This is a genomic window from Rhizobium sp. Nf11,1 (assembly GCF_050587665.1).
Classification (GTDB): domain Bacteria; phylum Pseudomonadota; class Alphaproteobacteria; order Rhizobiales; family Rhizobiaceae; genus Rhizobium.
Genome location: NZ_JBOBHU010000015.1, coordinates 56,359 through 71,444 on the forward strand (window position 1 = coordinate 56,359; position 15,086 = coordinate 71,444).

The 15,086-nt window shown below is 58.7% G+C and carries 16 protein-coding genes; 10 read left to right on the forward strand and 6 right to left on the reverse strand.

What is annotated here, in order from left to right; all coding sequences use genetic code 11:
- Positions 1-73 precede the first annotated feature (73 nt).
- Together ACQ7C1_RS21445 and secB are read left to right on the forward strand one after the other, a co-directional pair.
- Entirely contained in the window at positions 74-580 is a 507-nt protein-coding gene (locus ACQ7C1_RS21445; RefSeq protein WP_430959703.1) for an FxsA family protein, read from the forward strand.
- Between the two features lie 101 nt (positions 581-681).
- On the forward strand, positions 682-1,164 hold the full coding sequence (gene secB / locus ACQ7C1_RS21450) for a protein-export chaperone SecB (protein ID WP_011423412.1): 483 nt from the start codon (positions 682-684) through the stop codon (positions 1,162-1,164).
- 51 nt (positions 1,165-1,215) lie between these two features.
- Here the strand turns inward: secB and dnaQ are convergent, their stop codons facing one another.
- Genes dnaQ through ACQ7C1_RS21475 form a run of 5 tightly spaced genes read right to left on the reverse strand, consistent with a single transcriptional unit; the run spans position 1,216 to position 4,845 of the window.
- Positions 1,216-1,938: a DNA polymerase III subunit epsilon gene (dnaQ, locus tag ACQ7C1_RS21455; RefSeq protein WP_430959704.1), complete on the reverse strand. Its 723-nt coding sequence runs from the start codon at positions 1,936-1,938 to the stop codon at positions 1,216-1,218.
- The gene (gene coaE / locus ACQ7C1_RS21460) at positions 1,931-2,542 is read right to left on the reverse strand and encodes a dephospho-CoA kinase (RefSeq protein ID WP_097601311.1); all 612 of its coding nucleotides are present in this window, start codon (positions 2,540-2,542) and stop codon (positions 1,931-1,933) included. Before coaE ends, dnaQ begins: the two co-directional genes overlap by 8 nt.
- Positions 2,542-3,399: a shikimate dehydrogenase gene (locus ACQ7C1_RS21465; protein WP_183705833.1), complete on the reverse strand. Its 858-nt coding sequence runs from the start codon at positions 3,397-3,399 to the stop codon at positions 2,542-2,544. The genes coaE and ACQ7C1_RS21465 overlap by 1 nt, the downstream gene beginning before the upstream one ends.
- Positions 3,392-3,991, reverse strand: a complete 600-nt coding sequence (locus tag ACQ7C1_RS21470; RefSeq protein ID WP_097601309.1) for a Maf-like protein — start codon at positions 3,989-3,991, stop codon at positions 3,392-3,394. Before ACQ7C1_RS21470 ends, ACQ7C1_RS21465 begins: the two co-directional genes overlap by 8 nt.
- A 32-nt stretch (positions 3,992-4,023) precedes the next feature.
- Positions 4,024-4,845 carry a pyruvate, water dikinase regulatory protein gene (locus ACQ7C1_RS21475; protein ID WP_085776422.1) on the reverse strand — a complete coding sequence of 274 codons (822 nt, stop codon included), beginning with the start codon at positions 4,843-4,845 and terminating at the stop codon, positions 4,024-4,026.
- 400 nt (positions 4,846-5,245) lie between these two features.
- Between ACQ7C1_RS21475 and hemE the strand changes: the two genes are divergently transcribed.
- The 8 genes from hemE to ACQ7C1_RS21515 all read left to right on the forward strand — a co-directional run bounded on the left by hemE (position 5,246) and on the right by ACQ7C1_RS21515 (position 14,036).
- On the forward strand, positions 5,246-6,289 hold the full coding sequence (gene hemE / locus ACQ7C1_RS21480) for a uroporphyrinogen decarboxylase (RefSeq protein WP_430959705.1): 1,044 nt from the start codon (positions 5,246-5,248) through the stop codon (positions 6,287-6,289).
- Between the two features lie 2 nt (positions 6,290-6,291).
- A complete protein-coding gene (gene hemJ / locus ACQ7C1_RS21485) occupies positions 6,292-6,828 on the forward strand; it encodes a protoporphyrinogen oxidase HemJ (RefSeq protein ID WP_097601307.1) in 537 nt (178 codons plus the stop codon).
- A 200-nt stretch (positions 6,829-7,028) separates the two neighbouring features.
- Positions 7,029-8,294, forward strand: coding sequence for a transcription termination factor Rho (rho, locus tag ACQ7C1_RS21490; protein ID WP_003589536.1), 1,266 nt, complete (start codon positions 7,029-7,031; stop codon positions 8,292-8,294).
- Between the two features lie 103 nt (positions 8,295-8,397).
- On the forward strand, positions 8,398-9,717 hold the full coding sequence (gene mnmE / locus ACQ7C1_RS21495; protein WP_430959706.1) for a tRNA uridine-5-carboxymethylaminomethyl(34) synthesis GTPase MnmE: 1,320 nt from the start codon (positions 8,398-8,400) through the stop codon (positions 9,715-9,717).
- 70 nt (positions 9,718-9,787) lie between these two features.
- Positions 9,788-11,665, forward strand: coding sequence for a tRNA uridine-5-carboxymethylaminomethyl(34) synthesis enzyme MnmG (gene mnmG / locus ACQ7C1_RS21500; RefSeq protein WP_430959707.1), 1,878 nt, complete (start codon positions 9,788-9,790; stop codon positions 11,663-11,665).
- A 25-nt stretch (positions 11,666-11,690) separates the two neighbouring features.
- On the forward strand, positions 11,691-12,308 hold the full coding sequence (gene rsmG, locus ACQ7C1_RS21505; RefSeq protein WP_430959708.1) for a 16S rRNA (guanine(527)-N(7))-methyltransferase RsmG: 618 nt from the start codon (positions 11,691-11,693) through the stop codon (positions 12,306-12,308).
- Between the two features lie 19 nt (positions 12,309-12,327).
- Positions 12,328-13,122 (forward strand): ParA family protein, encoded by a 795-nt coding sequence (locus ACQ7C1_RS21510; RefSeq protein ID WP_085779902.1) that lies wholly within the window; start codon positions 12,328-12,330, stop codon positions 13,120-13,122.
- Positions 13,123-13,154: 32 nt separating this feature from the next.
- A complete protein-coding gene (locus ACQ7C1_RS21515) occupies positions 13,155-14,036 on the forward strand; it encodes a ParB/RepB/Spo0J family partition protein (protein WP_430959709.1) in 882 nt (293 codons plus the stop codon).
- On the opposite strand, the gene holA is transcribed toward ACQ7C1_RS21515, so the two are convergent.
- Positions 14,037-15,077: a DNA polymerase III subunit delta gene (holA, locus tag ACQ7C1_RS21520; RefSeq protein ID WP_430959710.1), complete on the reverse strand. Its 1,041-nt coding sequence runs from the start codon at positions 15,075-15,077 to the stop codon at positions 14,037-14,039. It lies immediately after the preceding gene.
- Positions 15,078-15,086 lie beyond the last annotated feature (9 nt).

The following is a 15,086-nucleotide window of genomic DNA, read 5'->3' on the forward strand; positions in this document are numbered from 1 at the left end:
AGATGATTCAAATGATGGCTGGCATCTTCGCCGGCGCCACGAGGAGACCGGCAAAAGCCGGGACATGACGACCATGCGTTTTTCAATTCTGCCGGCTTTCATTCTGTTGCTGCCGCTTGGCGAAATTGCCGGCTTCGTCATTGTCGGTCGCGCAATCGGCCTGGCGCTGACGCTTGCGCTCGTCATGGCGAGCTTCATCTTCGGCGTGGTCCTGCTGCGCCGGCAGGGGATCGGCATCCTGCGCCGGATGTCGAGCGAAGGGCGGAACGGCGTGATGCCCGGACGTGATCTGCTGAAGCCGGCAATGACGGTGATTGCCGCGCTGCTGCTGATCATTCCCGGTTTCCTCACGGATATCATCGCCATCCTCATTCTCATTCCGCCGGTGCGCGATCTCCTCTGGCGGTCGATCGCCAAACGCTTCGTCGTCGTCAACGCCACAAGCGGCTTTTCCAATGGCGCGAAACCCGACTTCCGCGATCGCAATTCAAATTCGAAGGTGGTCGATCTCGACGAGGAGGACTATCATAGGGAGCCAGATCGCAACTCGCCATGGTCCGGCAAACATCTCGGGGACTGAGGCTTTGCCGGTGATCGGGTGCGGCTTGCGCCCAGGGTTGTAAGCCCCTCCCCGAAATGTTAGATGGCGGCACCATTCCCATGCCCTTCGAGGAAAAGCCAATGGCAGACGATAACAACAGCAACGGTGCGACCAACCCGACCCTTTCGATCCTTGCGCAATATACCAAGGACCTCTCCTTCGAAAATCCGGGTGCGCCGCGTTCGCTGCAGGCCCGCGACAAGGCGCCAACGATCAACATCAATGTGAACGTCAACGCCAATCCGCTTTCCGACACGGATTTCGATGTCGTGCTGTCGCTGAATGCCGAAGCCAAGGATGGCGACAAGACGGTGTTCCATACGGAGCTCGTCTATGGTGGCGTCTTCCGCGTTGCCGGTTTCCCGCAGGAGCACATGCTGCCGGTGCTCTTCATCGAGTGCCCGCGCATGCTCTTCCCCTTCGCCCGGCAGATCATCGCCGACGTGACCCGTAACGGCGGTTTCCCGCCGCTGATGATCGATCCGATCGACTTCACGCAGATGTTCGCTCAGCGAGTTGCCGAAGAACAGGCCCGCGCCAAGGTTCAGGCCGTTCCGAACTGATCGAATCTTTGGATTCTGACATGCGGATGCCCGGGCCGGTCCCGGGCATTTTCAATTCGGGCGGGCGTATTTCGCCCAGATGCCCTTTTCGCCGAGCTTGGCGACCAGCGCCTCATGCGCCTGCGCTTCGGACTGGCTGAGCCGCGAGCCAAGCGGACGAGGGCGTTCGAGCGCCGCGGCAAACGCCATATCATCTTCGATCGCCATTTCACCGCGGGCCGCCTGGCCGGGTTGACCCGATATGCTCAGGCCGAACGCAGCCTGTCTGCCACCGATCATCTCGATATAGACTTCGGCCAATAGTTCGGAGTCGAGCAGCGCCCCGTGTTTGGTACGGTGCGAGTTGTCGATGCCGTAACGCCGGCAGAGCGCGTCGAGCGAATTCGGTCCCATCGGGTGCTTGCGCCGCGCCATCGACAGCGTATCGATGACCTTGTCCGGCAGGATCGGCGGCAAACCGAGCCGCGCGAATTCAGCGTTGATGAAGCCCATATCGAAAGTGGCGTTATGGGCGATCCATTTGCCGTCGCCGAAGAAGGCGAGGATTTCCTCGGCCACCTCGGCGAAAGGCTTCTTGTCCTTCAGGAATTCATCGGTGATGCCGTGCACCGCAAGTGCATCCGGATGAACCTTCTGGTCTCCCGGATTGATGTAGATATGCAGCGTGTTGCCAGTCGGAAAATGGTTGAAGAGCTCGATGCCGCCGATTTCGATGATACGGTCGGCGCGGTTGTCGAGGCCGGTGGTTTCCGTATCGAAGATGATCTCACGCATTCCGGAAATCTCCATTGGCAATCCGCATTTTCAGCTCGGCGACGATCTCAAGTACCCGCGCCCTGGTCTCCGCAATGCTGTGGCTGGTGTCGACCAGATAATCGGCGCGGCGCCGTTTTTCCGCATCCGGCGTCTGGCGAGAGAGAATCATGTCGAATTTTTCTTCCGTCATGTCGTCGCGCGCAAGCACCCTCTGACGCTGAATCTGTGGATCGGTGCTGACGACAACGATGACGTCCACTCTCTCCCAGGCGCCGGTTTCGAAGAGCAGCGGAATATCGAGCAGGACCATTTCGGCGCCGGCTGCCTGCTGTCGCTCCAGAAATTCCGTTTCCCGTTTGCGCACCAGCGGATGGACGATCGCTTCGAGGCGCTTGAAGCCTTCGGGATCGAGCGCGAGCTGGCGGCCCAGCTCCTGCCGGTCAACCGCTCCATCCTTCATCGTGCCGGGGAAAGCGGCATCCACAAGCGGTGCTGCCTCGCCGGCGTAGAGGTCATGGACCACGGCGTCGGAGTCATTCAAGGGGATTCCGGCCTCGGCGAAGAGTTTGCCGACCGTCGATTTTCCCATTCCGATTGAGCCGGTGAGTCCGATCTTCAGCATCAATGGACTTCCATGTCGGCAATAATCAAAGCGCGCAGCGCCGCGTCGACGACCGGACGCTTGCCGAACCATTTTTCGAAACCGGGAACAGCCTGATGCAGCAGCATGCCGAGACCGTCGACGACCGAGAGTCCCTGCTCTTCCGCCTGTCTCAGGATCGGTGTCTTCAAGGGGATGTAGACGATATCGGTGACGACGGCATCCGTTGCGAGCGGCGCAAAATCGATCGACGGCGCCGCTTCGCCATCCATGCCGAGCGAGGTCGTGTTGATGAAGAGGCCAGCGCCATGCATGACTTCGGCAAGCGCGCCCACCGGATGGGCTCGAACTCTCGGACCGAAGCGATCGGCCAGCTCTCGCGCACGTTCGACGGTGCGGTTGACGACGTGGATTTCCCTGAAGCCACGGTCGCGGACGGCCTGGATGATCGCCCGACTCGCGCCGCCGGCACCGAAGACCACGGCCGTATCATGACGGTCCCAGCCGGAATGGCGCTCGTCGAGATTGGCGGTGAAGCCGCGGCCGTCGGTATTGGTGGCATGCAGGAGACCATCCTCCAACCAGAGCGTATTCGAGGCGCCGAGTTCATGCGCCAGATCGTCCGGCTTGTCGGCGAGCCGGAAGGCAAGTTCCTTGTGGGGGATGGTGACATTGCCTCCGATAAAGCCGGAGCTGCCATCCTTCAGCGAGGCAATGAAATCGGGAAAGGCATCGGGTGTCACCTCGTGGGCGCGGTAGCTGCCAGGGAGGCCAAGCGTCTTCAGCCAGTATCCATGTATCAGCGGTGAGCGCGAATGCTTGATGGGAAAGCCCGTGACAAATGCATTCGGCCCCAGTGTTTCACGTGAATCATCCATCGATCGCCCCGAATTCTCGCAATTTTCCCAGGAGCGGAAGCATCGGCAGCCCGAGTATGGTGAAATAGTCGCCCTCGATCTTCTCGAAGAGTTGAACGCCCTCACCTTCCAGCTGATAGGCGCCGACGCTGGAAAGCGCCCGTTTGCCCACCCGCGCCAGGTGCCTGGCGATGAAATCTTCCGTCAAGGATCGCATTGTCAGTTCGGCATGGCCGATATGCTCCCACAAGACGGCGCCGTCGCGGACGATCGCGATGGCGCTGTTCAGCCGGTGGGTGGTGGCCGACAGAGCGCGAAGGTGGTTCGCGGCGTCGGCCATGTCCTTCGGTTTGTGAAAAACGCGGTCGCCGAGCGACATCGTCTGATCCGAACCGATGACGAGAGCCTCGGGGAAACGGGCGCTGACATCTTCGGCTTTAGCCTTGGCCAGGATGCAGGCGACGGTGTCCGGCTTCGCACCGGCTTTTTCGAGCGGCGCCTCAACCGCCCTTTCGTCGATCTCCGCGGGATGTGCCTCAAAGGAGAGACCGGCATTTTCCATCAGCATCCGCCGAAAAGGGCTCGACGATGCAAGGATGAGTTTCGGTGTCATGGTTTCTCCCACTCGCGGCTTTTTGTCAGCGCTTAACGCAGCTTCGGGCGGAGGGCAACAATGGCGGCCGCCGTTTCCTCGATTGAGCGGCGCGTAACGTCGATCAGCGGCCATCCGTGGCGGGCGCAGAGGGAGCGGGCATATTTCAGCTCTTCCGAGATCGTGGCTCGATCGGTGTAGTGCTCGCGGTCGAAACCTTGCGTCGTCCCGAGCACCCGATTTTCCCGGACTTGGGAAATGCGGTCGGTGGTGGCGATCAGGCAGACGATCAGCGGTTTTGTCGCTACGAGCAGGCTCTCCGGCAGGGGCACGCCGTAGACGATCGGGATGTTCGCCGTCTTGATGCCGCGATTGGCGAGATAGATGCTGGTCGGCGTCTTCGATGTCCGGCTGATGCCGATGATGACAACATCCGCGTCGTTGTAATCGTCCGGCATCTGGCCGTCGTCATGATCCATGGTGAAGTTCAACGCCTCGATGCGGGCGAAGTAGCCGGCATTCATCACATGCTGGGCCCCGACCCGGCGGCGAGACGGGGCGCCCAGATAGATCTGGAACGCATTCATGACCGGCTCCAGCACATTGACCGAGGCGACACCCATCTCGACGCAGCGTTCGTCGATCAGGTTCGCCAGATCGCGGTCGACAATGGTGTAGAGCACGATCCCCGGCGCGTCATCGATCGCCTGCAAAACCGGCAGCAGCTGTTTGCGATTGCGGATCAGCGGATAGACATGTTCGATCGGCTGGGCGGATCTGAACTGCGCCGAAGCGGCGCGACCGGCGGAGATGAGAGTCTCTCCGGTCGAGTCAGAAATCAGGTGCAGATGAAAGAAGTTCGTTCTGTTCTCCACGTTATTTTCCGCTGCCTGTTGAAAAGACTGGATGATGGAGAGCTAAGGCGGTGAGGCTGTCTCGGGCAAGGGAAAACATGCCTGCTTATCCACATTTCGAATTTTCCGGACCGGTTTCGGCCGCTTCTGTGGAGGCTGGGGATGAAATCGACTTGTCGTCCAGCGGCCCACAGTCTATCCACAGGCACGAAAAAAATCGTCCTCTGGCAAGGATTTGGAATCGCTTTCGGATTCGGATTCTCCCCGGAATTTGACAGGAATGGAGAAATTCTTTCGAGTTCGTCGTCGAACGCGCGACAAATGGCATCGGCGGTGGATGGATTTTAATCCTTGATAGACACCGACTCTAAGAAATAGAAACCTTTTAAAATATCTTTGATTTTTTATAGGGAAGACGCGCTTGAGCGATAGGCGGCGAAAGATCATGAGGGTTCTCGACGGCGAAAGCGTTTTTCCTCCTCCTCTCTGGCTGATGAGACAGGCAGGACGCTATCTGCCGGAATATAGGGAGACCCGGGCAAAGGCCGGAAGCTTCCTCGATCTCTGCTACACGCCCGATCACGCCGTCGAAGTGACATTGCAGCCGATCCGCCGCTATGGCTTTGATGCAGCGATCCTGTTTTCCGACATCCTCGTCATTCCCGACGCGATGAAGCGGAATGTTCGTTTCACTGAAGGCCATGGACCGGAAATGGATCCGATCGATGAAGCAGGCATCGGCAGATTGAATGGCGACGAGGTTGTCGATTACCTCAGACCGGTGCTGGAAACGGTACGGCGGTTGCGGGAGGAATTGCCTGAAGAGACGACTCTGCTCGGTTTCTGTGGCGCGCCTTGGACGGTTGCGACCTATATGATCGCCGGCCATGGCACCCCGGATCAGGCCCCTGCCCGTCTCTTCGCCTATAAACATCCCCGCGCCTTCGAGCAGCTGCTGATGCTGCTTGCCGACGTTTCGGCCGATTATCTCGTGGCGCAGATCGATGCCGGCGCCGATGCCGTGCAGATTTTCGATTCCTGGGCGGGTGTTCTCGGTGAGAAAGAGTTCGACGCCTTCGCTGTCAAGCCGGTTGCACGAATGATTGCCTCGATCAAGGCGCGGCGGCCGCAGGCGCGCATCATCGCCTTCGCCAAGGGTGCGGGCTACCAGTTGAAAACCTATCGTCAGAAGACCCGAGCGGATGCGATCGGTCTCGACTGGTCGGTCCCATTGGCCTTTGCGGCCGAACTTCAGAAGGATGGTCCGGTTCAGGGCAATCTCGACCCGATGCGCGTCGTTGCCGGCGGCCGGGCGCTGGAAGAGGGTATCGACGATATTCTGAATCATCTCGGCAATGGGCCGCTTATCTTCAATCTCGGTCACGGCATCACGCCGCAGGCCGACCCTGAACATGTGCGTTTGCTGGTTGAACGCGTGCGGGGTTCACGGATGGCCCAGACGTGACGATGGAAAAACAGACGGACCGTAGAGCCGGCGCTTACGCACGGCGCCGCGCGCATTTTGCGCTGGTCTTCTTCGCGCTGATCGCGGTTGGGCTGTTCGCCTGGAATCCCGACAATCTCTATCTCTGGATCAAGGCGCTTCATATCATCGCGGTCATCTCCTGGATGGCAGGACTGTTCTATATGCCGCGGTTGTTCATCTACCATACCGACGCCGAACCAGGCTCGGTGCAGTCGGAAACCTTCAAGGTAATGGAGCGCCGGCTGCTTCGCATCATCATGACGCCGGCGATGATGCTGACCTGGATCTTCGGTCTATATCTCGCCTGGTCGGTCTACGGGTTCCAGGGCGGCTGGCTGCATGCAAAAATCGGGCTTGTCGTGCTGCTGACCGGGATCCATATGTTCTTCAGCAGCGCCGTGCGCGCCTTCGAGCGGGACGAAAATCACCGTTCCGCGCGCTACTGGAGGTTCATGAACGAGGCGCCGACTTTGCTGATGATCGCGATCGTGATCCTCGTCGTGGTGAAGCCATTCTGACGAGAAATCCTCCCTCAGGTTAAATTTGCTTCATTTTAAGCAGCCCCCTTGCGGCGGCGATAACGAGTCGCTATTTTCCGCGCATCTCATCTACGTGGCATGTGTGTAGATTTCAGTCGTCTGCGAGCCCCTTTCGCAGTACCGAATACGACCCAACATCGCCTTTCCCCTTCGAAATTGAAAAGAGTATTGGTCACTTCATGGCTGAAATGAAGCTTCAGGAACTTAAGAGCAAATCCCCGACGGATCTTCTGGCTTTCGCCGAATCGCTCGAGGTCGAGAATGCAAGCACGATGCGCAAGCAGGAGCTGATGTTTGCGATCCTCAAAATGCTTGCCAGCCAGGATGTGGAAATCATCGGCGAAGGGGTCGTCGAGGTGCTGCAGGACGGCTTCGGCTTCCTGCGTTCGGCGAATGCAAACTACCTGCCCGGTCCCGACGACATCTACATCTCGCCGTCACAGATCCGCCGTTTCTCGTTGAAAACCGGCGACACGGTCGAGGGACCGATCCGCGGGCCAAAGGAAGGCGAGCGTTATTTCGCGCTGCTCAAGGTCAACACCATCAATTTCGACGATCCGGAAAAGATTCGTCATAAGGTTCATTTCGACAACCTGACGCCGCTCTACCCGAATGAGCGCTTCAAGATGGAACTCGAGATCCCGACCTCCAAGGATCTGTCGCCGCGCGTGATCGACTTGGTGGCGCCGCTCGGCAAGGGCCAGCGCGGACTGATCGTCGCGCCTCCGCGCACCGGTAAGACCGTGCTTCTCCAGAACATCGCCCATTCGATCACGGCCAACCATCCGGAATGTTATCTCATCGTTCTTCTGATCGACGAGCGTCCCGAAGAAGTGACCGACATGCAGCGCTCGGTCCGCGGCGAGGTTATCTCCTCGACCTTCGACGAGCCGGCAGTGCGTCACGTCCAGGTGGCCGAAATGGTCATCGAAAAAGCAAAGCGTCTGGTCGAGCACGGGCGCGACGTCGTCATCCTGCTCGATTCGATTACACGCCTTGGCCGCGCCTATAACACGGTCGTTCCCTCCTCCGGCAAGGTTCTGACGGGCGGCGTGGACGCCAACGCGCTGCAGCGGCCGAAGCGCTTCTTCGGCGCCGCGCGCAATATCGAGGAAGGCGGTTCCCTGACGATCATCGCGACTGCGTTGATCGATACCGGCAGCCGCATGGACGAAGTTATCTTTGAAGAGTTCAAGGGTACCGGCAACTCCGAAATCGTCCTTGACCGCAAGGTTGCCGACAAGCGCATCTTCCCGGCGATGGATATTCTGAAGTCCGGCACGCGTAAGGAAGACCTTCTTGTTCCGCGCCAGGATCTGCAGAAGATTTTCGTTCTGCGTCGTATTCTCGCGCCGATGGGCACTACCGACGCGATCGAATTCCTGATCGACAAACTCAAACAGACGAAGAACAATTCGGACTTCTTCGACTCGATGAACACCTGATCCTTAGCCGGATTCCGCTGATGAGAGCTGGCGCATCGTCTCGATGTCGCCAGCTTTTTGTTTAAGGGACTCGATTCGGACTCGAACAGAAAAACCGGACCGCATGGCCATGTCGAATGATACAATCTATGCGCTTTCGAGCGGTCCTCCGCCCTCGGGTGTTTCGGTCGTCCGCATCAGCGGTCCGCTGACCAGAGATATATTGATCCGGCTGGCTGGACCCGTACCGGTTGACCGAGCGGCGTCCTACCGAACGATTCGGACTCGTAACAACGAACCGATCGACAATGGCCTAGTGCTGTTTTTTCCCGCCCCGCATTCTTTCACCGGCGACGATGTGGCCGAGTTGCAGATCCACGGCAGTAAGGCCGTGTTGGCGGCATTGTTCTCCGAACTTGGCGGTATTCCAGGTGTTCGTATGGCCCATGAAGGCGAGTTTTCGCGGCGGGCCTTCGAAAATGGCAAGCTTGATCTTGTCGAGGTTGAGGGGCTCGCCGATTTGATCGGCGCCGAAACCGAGATGCAGCGCCGTCTTGCCGTGGAGCAGAGCGCCGGCGGCGTCTCGGCGATTTACGATTCGTGGGCGGAACGATTAACCCGGGCTCGGGCCCTGATCGAGGCGGAGCTCGATTTTCCCGACGAAGACGACGTTCCAGGCTCCGTCTCGGACATGGTGTGGGCCGATATGAAGGTGCTTCGCGACGATATCGGCCTTCATCTCAAATCGGCCTCGGCGGGCGAAATCATCAGGGACGGCTTTAAAGTGGTGATCGCGGGCGCTCCGAATGCCGGAAAATCAAGCCTGTTGAACGCCTTGGCCCGGCGTGACGTTGCGATCGTCACCGACATTGCCGGAACGACCCGCGATGTGCTGCAGGTCGATCTCGATATTGACGGCTATCTTGTCAAACTCTATGACACCGCCGGTCTGCGCCAGGCGGACGACCGGGTGGAAATGGAGGGCGTGCGGCGCGCGCGTGTTGCGCTTCGTGATGCCGATCTTGCGCTGCTGTTGGTCGACATGAGCAATCCGACGATTCCCGGCGACTTGGAGCAGACTTTGCCCCATGTTACTGTCGGAACGAAGAAGGATCTCGTTGAGACTGGCTCGGATCGCTATGACCTGCAGATTTCGACGCTGACCGGTGACGGTCTGTCGGAGTTGCGCCAGCTGATCGGCCGCATTGTCGCCGAGCGTTTCAGTGGTCTGTCTCTGGCCATCCCCAGCCGGCAGCGGCATAAGGATTCGCTGACGAAATGTTTGGCAGCACTCGACGCGGCAATCTCGGAGATTGACGCAGACCTTGAACTGCGCACCGAACAGCTTCGGCTTGCGGCTGAATACCTGGGACGAATTACCGGGCGGGTGGACGTCGAACAGCTGCTCGACGTGATCTTCTCGGAGTTTTGCATCGGCAAGTGATTCACGTGAAACCTTTACCGGCGGCGCGCCCTCAGGTTCACGTGAAGTCTTGCTGTTTTGGAGTTTTGATATGACCGACAGTGGCTATGATGTGATCGTCATCGGCGGCGGCCATGCAGGAACCGAGGCGGCCAGTGCGGCTGCGCGCCTCGGTGCGAAAACCGCGCTCGTTACCCATAGGCGAGACACAATTGGGGTCATGTCCTGCAATCCGGCGATCGGCGGGCTGGGAAAGGGACATCTGGTTCGTGAGATCGACGCGATGGATGGCCTGATGGGCCGGGTTGCCGATGTTGCTGGCATCCAGTTCAGAATGCTGAACCGCAAAAAGGGTGCGGCTGTGCGGGGTCCACGGACCCAGGCAGATCGAAAGCTTTACCGGCTGGCGATGCTCGCCGCAATCGAAGCGACGGCAGGCTTGGACATTATCGAGGGCGACGCATTTGATCTCGATGTGCTCGATGGCCGTGTTGCTGGGGTCATCATGAAAGACGGCCGACGGCTGCAGGCGCCGGCCGTGGTCTTGACAACCGGCACCTTCCTGCGCGGCCTTATTCATATCGGCTCTGAAAAGACGCCCGCTGGTCGTGTCGGCGAAGCGCCGTCGATCGGCCTGTCTGCCACCCTGGCGCGGTTGGGGCTCCGGCTCGGACGGCTGAAAACCGGAACGCCGGCCCGGCTGGATGGCAAGACGATCGACTGGCAATCCGTCGGCCGACAGGGTGCGGATCAGGAACTTGTGCCTTTTTCCTTCATGACCGATACGATCACCACACGGCAGGTTGAATGCGGAGTCACCAGGACCACCGAGGCGACACACCGCATCATTGTCGAAAATATCAAGCGCTCGGCGATGTATTCCGGGCAGATTGAAGGCGTCGGTCCACGTTATTGTCCGTCAATCGAAGACAAGCTTGTGAAGTTCGGAGAGCGCGACGGGCATCAGATCTTTCTTGAACCGGAAGGGCTGGATGACGACAGGGTTTATCCGAACGGCATTTCGACCTCGCTGCCGGCCGAAGTTCAAGCCGCTTTTATCAAGACCATTCCGGGCCTCGAAACGGCTAGGATACTGCAGCCAGGTTATGCCATCGAGTATGATCACGTCGATCCAAGAGAGCTTACTCCGTCCCTTGAGGTCAAGCGACTGCGAGGCCTGTTCCTCGCGGGACAGATCAATGGCACCACCGGTTATGAAGAGGCAGCGGCCCAGGGATTGGCAGCGGGATTGAATGCCGCCTTGCGGAGTTCCGATTCGGAACCGTTCCATTTTAGCCGCACAAGCTCCTATATCGGCGTGATGATCGACGACCTGACGTCGCGTGGTGTTACGGAACCGTATCGAATGTTTACGTCGCGTGCAGAGTATCGCCTGACCTTGCGTGCCGACAACGCCGATATGCGGCTGACACCACTGGCTATGGAGCTTGGATGTGTGGGCGCCGAGCGCGCCGAGCGCTTCACGGCCTATCAGTCTGAGATTGACGCTGGTCGCGCCCGGCTGATGGCGCTGACGCTGACGCCAAATGAGGCGCGACGGGCGGGCTTGAACATCAACCTCGATGGCCAGCGCCGGACGGCCTACGATCTCTTGTCCTATCCGGCCTATGATTTCGCCGCGCTTCGACAGGTCTGGCCGGAGGACCTAGATAGGCTCCGGCCAAAAGTCGCGGAGGCGCTCGAAATTGAGGCGGGCTACTCGGTCTACCTCGATCGGCAGGCGGCGGCGATTGCCGATCAGCAGCGCGACGAGGAGCGGCTGATACCAGCGAATTTTGATTATGATGCGCTCTCGGGCCTTTCGAACGAACTTAAGGCGAAGCTCAGCGCTGCTCGTCCGTTTAACGTTGCGCAGGCAGCAATTGTCGAGGGTATGACACCCGCCGCCATCGCGCTGCTGCTCGTGCACCTGCGTCGGCAACACGGAATCGCGCGGCAGAGCGCCTGACCCAAGATTTTGAAAGTCCCTGAGAATGGAACTGAACGGTTTGCGTGTTTCACGTGAAACACAGGAACGACTTCAACATTTCGCGACGCTATTTCAGAAATGGGCAAAAGCGATCAATCTGGTGGCGCCATCAACACTCGATGCGCTGTGGCGCCGCCATATTGCCGACAGCAGTCAGATCTTTCAGATCTACCCGCAGCCCGTCACTTGGGTCGACCTCGGCAGTGGTGGCGGCTTTCCCGGCGTTATCACCGCCATCTTTCTGGCAGAACTGCAAGCGGGATGGGTACATCTTGTCGAGAGCAATCATAAGAAGGCTGCGTTTTTGCGAACGGCCCTGCGGGAAACAGATGCCCGAGGGAGCGTTCACGCCAGTCGAATCGAAGGCGCTTATAGCGAGATCGGCGATTGCGACGCGATTTCGGCGCGAGCTCTTGCCGATCTTGATGGGCTGATCGGCTATTCGGCCCCTTGGATGCTCGACAAAGAAAATTGTCGGAGCTTTTTTCACAAAGGCCGGGATTACCTGAGGGAAATAGCCGAAGCCCGTGGCCGGTGGCAATTCGATCTGGTAGAACACAAGAGCGCCGTTGAGCAAGAATCTGTGATTTTGGAAATATCGAATCTCCGGCGCTTGGTTTAACAGATCGGATATTGCAGCAATGGCTGGCGAACGACATCGGATAATAACCATCGCAAATCAGAAAGGTGGCGTTGGCAAGACGACCACGGCAATCAATCTGGCAACGGCGCTGGCCGCTATTGGCGAGCGGGTTCTGATCGTCGATCTGGATCCTCAGGGCAATGCCAGCACCGGCCTCGGTATCGACCGCCGCGATCGAAAGCTTTCCTCCTACGATCTGATGGTCGGTGAGCGCGGGATCAGCGACGTGACGCTGGAAACAGCCGTTCCCAACCTCTTCATCGTTCCTTCGACCATGGATCTGCTCGGTATCGAGATGGAAATCTCGCAGCAGAGCGATCGGGTTTTTAAATTGCGGAAGGCCCTGTCATCTCCCGAGGCTATGGCATTCTCCTATATTCTTCTCGATTGCCCGCCCTCTTTCAATCTGCTGACGATGAATGCCATGGCTGCCGCCCATTCGGTGCTGGTGCCGCTGCAATGCGAATTCTTCGCGTTGGAGGGGTTGAGCCAGCTGCTCGAAACCGTCAGCCAGGTTCGTCGGACAGTAAATCCGCGGCTGGATATCCAGGGCATCGTCCTGACGATGTTCGATGCGCGCAACAATTTGGCCCAGCAGGTGGTGAATGATGTGCGGACGCATCTCGGGGAAAAGGTTTATCATACGTTAATCCCCCGAAACGTCCGGGTGTCCGAGGCGCCGTCCTACGGCAAGCCCGCTATTCTCTATGATCTGAAATGCGCGGGTAGCCAGGCCTATCTGCAACTGGCCTCCGAGGTCATTCAGCGTGAGCGGCAGAGATTGGCCGCGTAAGATCATTTCCGGGGTGTAAGTGAGTGTAGATTATGAATGACGATGTATCGAAAAGACGACTGGGTCGCGGCCTTGCAGCATTGATTGGTGAAATGGATCAGCCTGTTCCGGTTGAAGCTGAACGCACTGTCAGCGCCGACCGACTGATTCCGATCGAATTCGTCAGCCGTAACCCGCGCAATCCGCGCCGTTTCTTCGATGACACCGAACTGCACGATCTTGCGAGTTCCATCCGTCAGCACGGTATCGTTCAGCCGATTGTGGTGCGGACGATGTCACAAGACAGATATGAAATCATCGCCGGGGAGCGGCGCTGGCGGGCGGCTCAACTCGCTGGCCTGATCGAAATCCCGGTCATTATTCGTGACGTTGACGACAAGACCGCCCTTGAGATTGCGATCGTCGAAAACGTGCAGCGAGCGGATCTCAATCCTCTCGAAGAGGCGTTAGGCTATGAGCAGCTGATCGCCGAATATGGCTACACGCAAAATGATCTTGGCGAGATCATCGGTAAAAGCCGCAGTCATGTCGCCAACTCGCTGCGTTTGCTGAAATTGCCCGATCCGGTTCGCGATCTTCTTGCCGCCGGCAGTCTTTCCGCCGGCCATGCACGCGCACTTGTTTCGACGCCCGATCCGGCAAGCCTTGCCCGCACCATCGTCGCCAAGGGCATGTCGGTGCGTGATGCCGAGAAGTTGGCGCAGAACAATATCAAGGCGCAATCGGAGCCGCAACAGCCGGCCTTGCGTCGCGATCAGAAGGATTCCGATACGCTGGCGCTGGAGCGCACGCTTTCCGATGCCCTCGGTCTTGATGTTTCAATCAATCACAAGAACGGCGGCGGCCAGATCAAAATATCGTATAAGTCGCTGGAACAGCTCGAGGAAATCTGCCGCCTGCTGGAAAGGCGATGATCAGCCGGATTTGCGGCCGGATTGTAGAGTGGTGGAGAGAAGTGTTTGCATCGCAACGCTGTCTTCCAGCACCTGCCGTCGCCGGCTCTGGAGGATCGCTGCCTGCAGGCGATTGGATTCACGCGCGATGCTGTCCGCCGACCAGTGGCGGAGCGCCTGCTCGATGATCGGCTTGCGGCGAAAATGCAGATGCCGACCCATCGTCTGCATGACCTGAGGCGCCTGCACCCTTTTTTCTTCCATTTCGGCGCGCATCATGTCCAGAAGCTGGAATTGCTTCAGGCAGGCCTGCAGCACCAGAAATATAGCTGTTTTTGAACTGCTGATCTTTTGCATGGCATGCAGGAAACCGTTGAGGTCACCGCTGAGGATGGCATCGACGGCGTCATCGACGGAGATCGCGCTGGCGTCGCCAATTATTTCGGCAACGTGATGTTCCTCAACCGTATTGAGTCCGCTGCAATAGAGGGCGAGCTTGCGCACTTCGTTACGGGAAGCGATGCGATCACCGCCGATCAGTGAGATCAGCGCCTGACGGGCCGCCGGGGTAATGCCAAGCTTCTGCGCGCCGAGTTCAGCATCGATCAAGCCGTTCAGAGCGCGGCTGTCGTCGGCGTAGGAGGGGATCGTCATGACGGATCGTGCGGCTTCCGCGGTCTTGCGAAGCAGGGATCCTTTTTTCAGATCGCCGGCCTCGACGATCAGGTAGGCGGCTTCGAGCGGTTTTTCGGCCAGCACCGCCAGGGAATCGACGAGGTATTTTTCGTTGGCTGCACCGCGGATCCAGATGAGTTTCTCGCCGCCGAACAACCCGATAGACTGAGCCTCGTCAACCAAGCGTCCGGGATCCTTCTGCAGATCCCCGATATCGAGTTTGGTTAGGGAGAAAGGATCGTCGAGCGCGACGCCGGTCTTGCCGGCGATCTGGCCGGCCCGTTCGGAAACCAGACCCCGATCCGGCCCGTAAATGACGAAAATCCGGTAGTTCCCCGCCGATTTCTGCAGGAAAGTCTCGAATTCATGGGACTTGATTTCGGCCACCTCCCCGGC

What these genes read in the sequence shown, in the direction of transcription:
- ACQ7C1_RS21465 (WP_183705833.1), bottom strand. Translation starts at nt 3,399, where the DNA reads ATGGATGATTCACGTGAAACACTGGGGCCGAATGCATTTGTCACGGGC.
- ACQ7C1_RS21470 (WP_097601309.1), bottom strand. Translation starts at nt 3,991, where the DNA reads ATGACACCGAAACTCATCCTTGCATCGTCGAGCCCTTTTCGGCGGATG.
- rsmG (WP_430959708.1), top strand. Translation starts at nt 11,691, where the DNA reads ATGGAACTGAACGGTTTGCGTGTTTCACGTGAAACACAGGAACGACTT.
- secB (WP_011423412.1), top strand. Translation starts at nt 682, where the DNA reads ATGGCAGACGATAACAACAGCAACGGTGCGACCAACCCGACCCTTTCG.
- coaE (WP_097601311.1), bottom strand. Translation starts at nt 2,542, where the DNA reads ATGCTGAAGATCGGACTCACCGGCTCAATCGGAATGGGAAAATCGACG.
- mnmG (WP_430959707.1), top strand. Translation starts at nt 9,788, where the DNA reads ATGACCGACAGTGGCTATGATGTGATCGTCATCGGCGGCGGCCATGCA.
- ACQ7C1_RS21515 (WP_430959709.1), top strand. Translation starts at nt 13,155, where the DNA reads ATGAATGACGATGTATCGAAAAGACGACTGGGTCGCGGCCTTGCAGCA.
- dnaQ (WP_430959704.1), bottom strand. Translation starts at nt 1,938, where the DNA reads ATGCGTGAGATCATCTTCGATACGGAAACCACCGGCCTCGACAACCGC.
- ACQ7C1_RS21445 (WP_430959703.1), top strand. Translation starts at nt 74, where the DNA reads ATGCGTTTTTCAATTCTGCCGGCTTTCATTCTGTTGCTGCCGCTTGGC.
- hemJ (WP_097601307.1), top strand. Translation starts at nt 6,292, where the DNA reads ATGGAAAAACAGACGGACCGTAGAGCCGGCGCTTACGCACGGCGCCGC.
- ACQ7C1_RS21510 (WP_085779902.1), top strand. Translation starts at nt 12,328, where the DNA reads ATGGCTGGCGAACGACATCGGATAATAACCATCGCAAATCAGAAAGGT.
- mnmE (WP_430959706.1), top strand. Translation starts at nt 8,398, where the DNA reads ATGGCCATGTCGAATGATACAATCTATGCGCTTTCGAGCGGTCCTCCG.
- rho (WP_003589536.1), top strand. Translation starts at nt 7,029, where the DNA reads ATGGCTGAAATGAAGCTTCAGGAACTTAAGAGCAAATCCCCGACGGAT.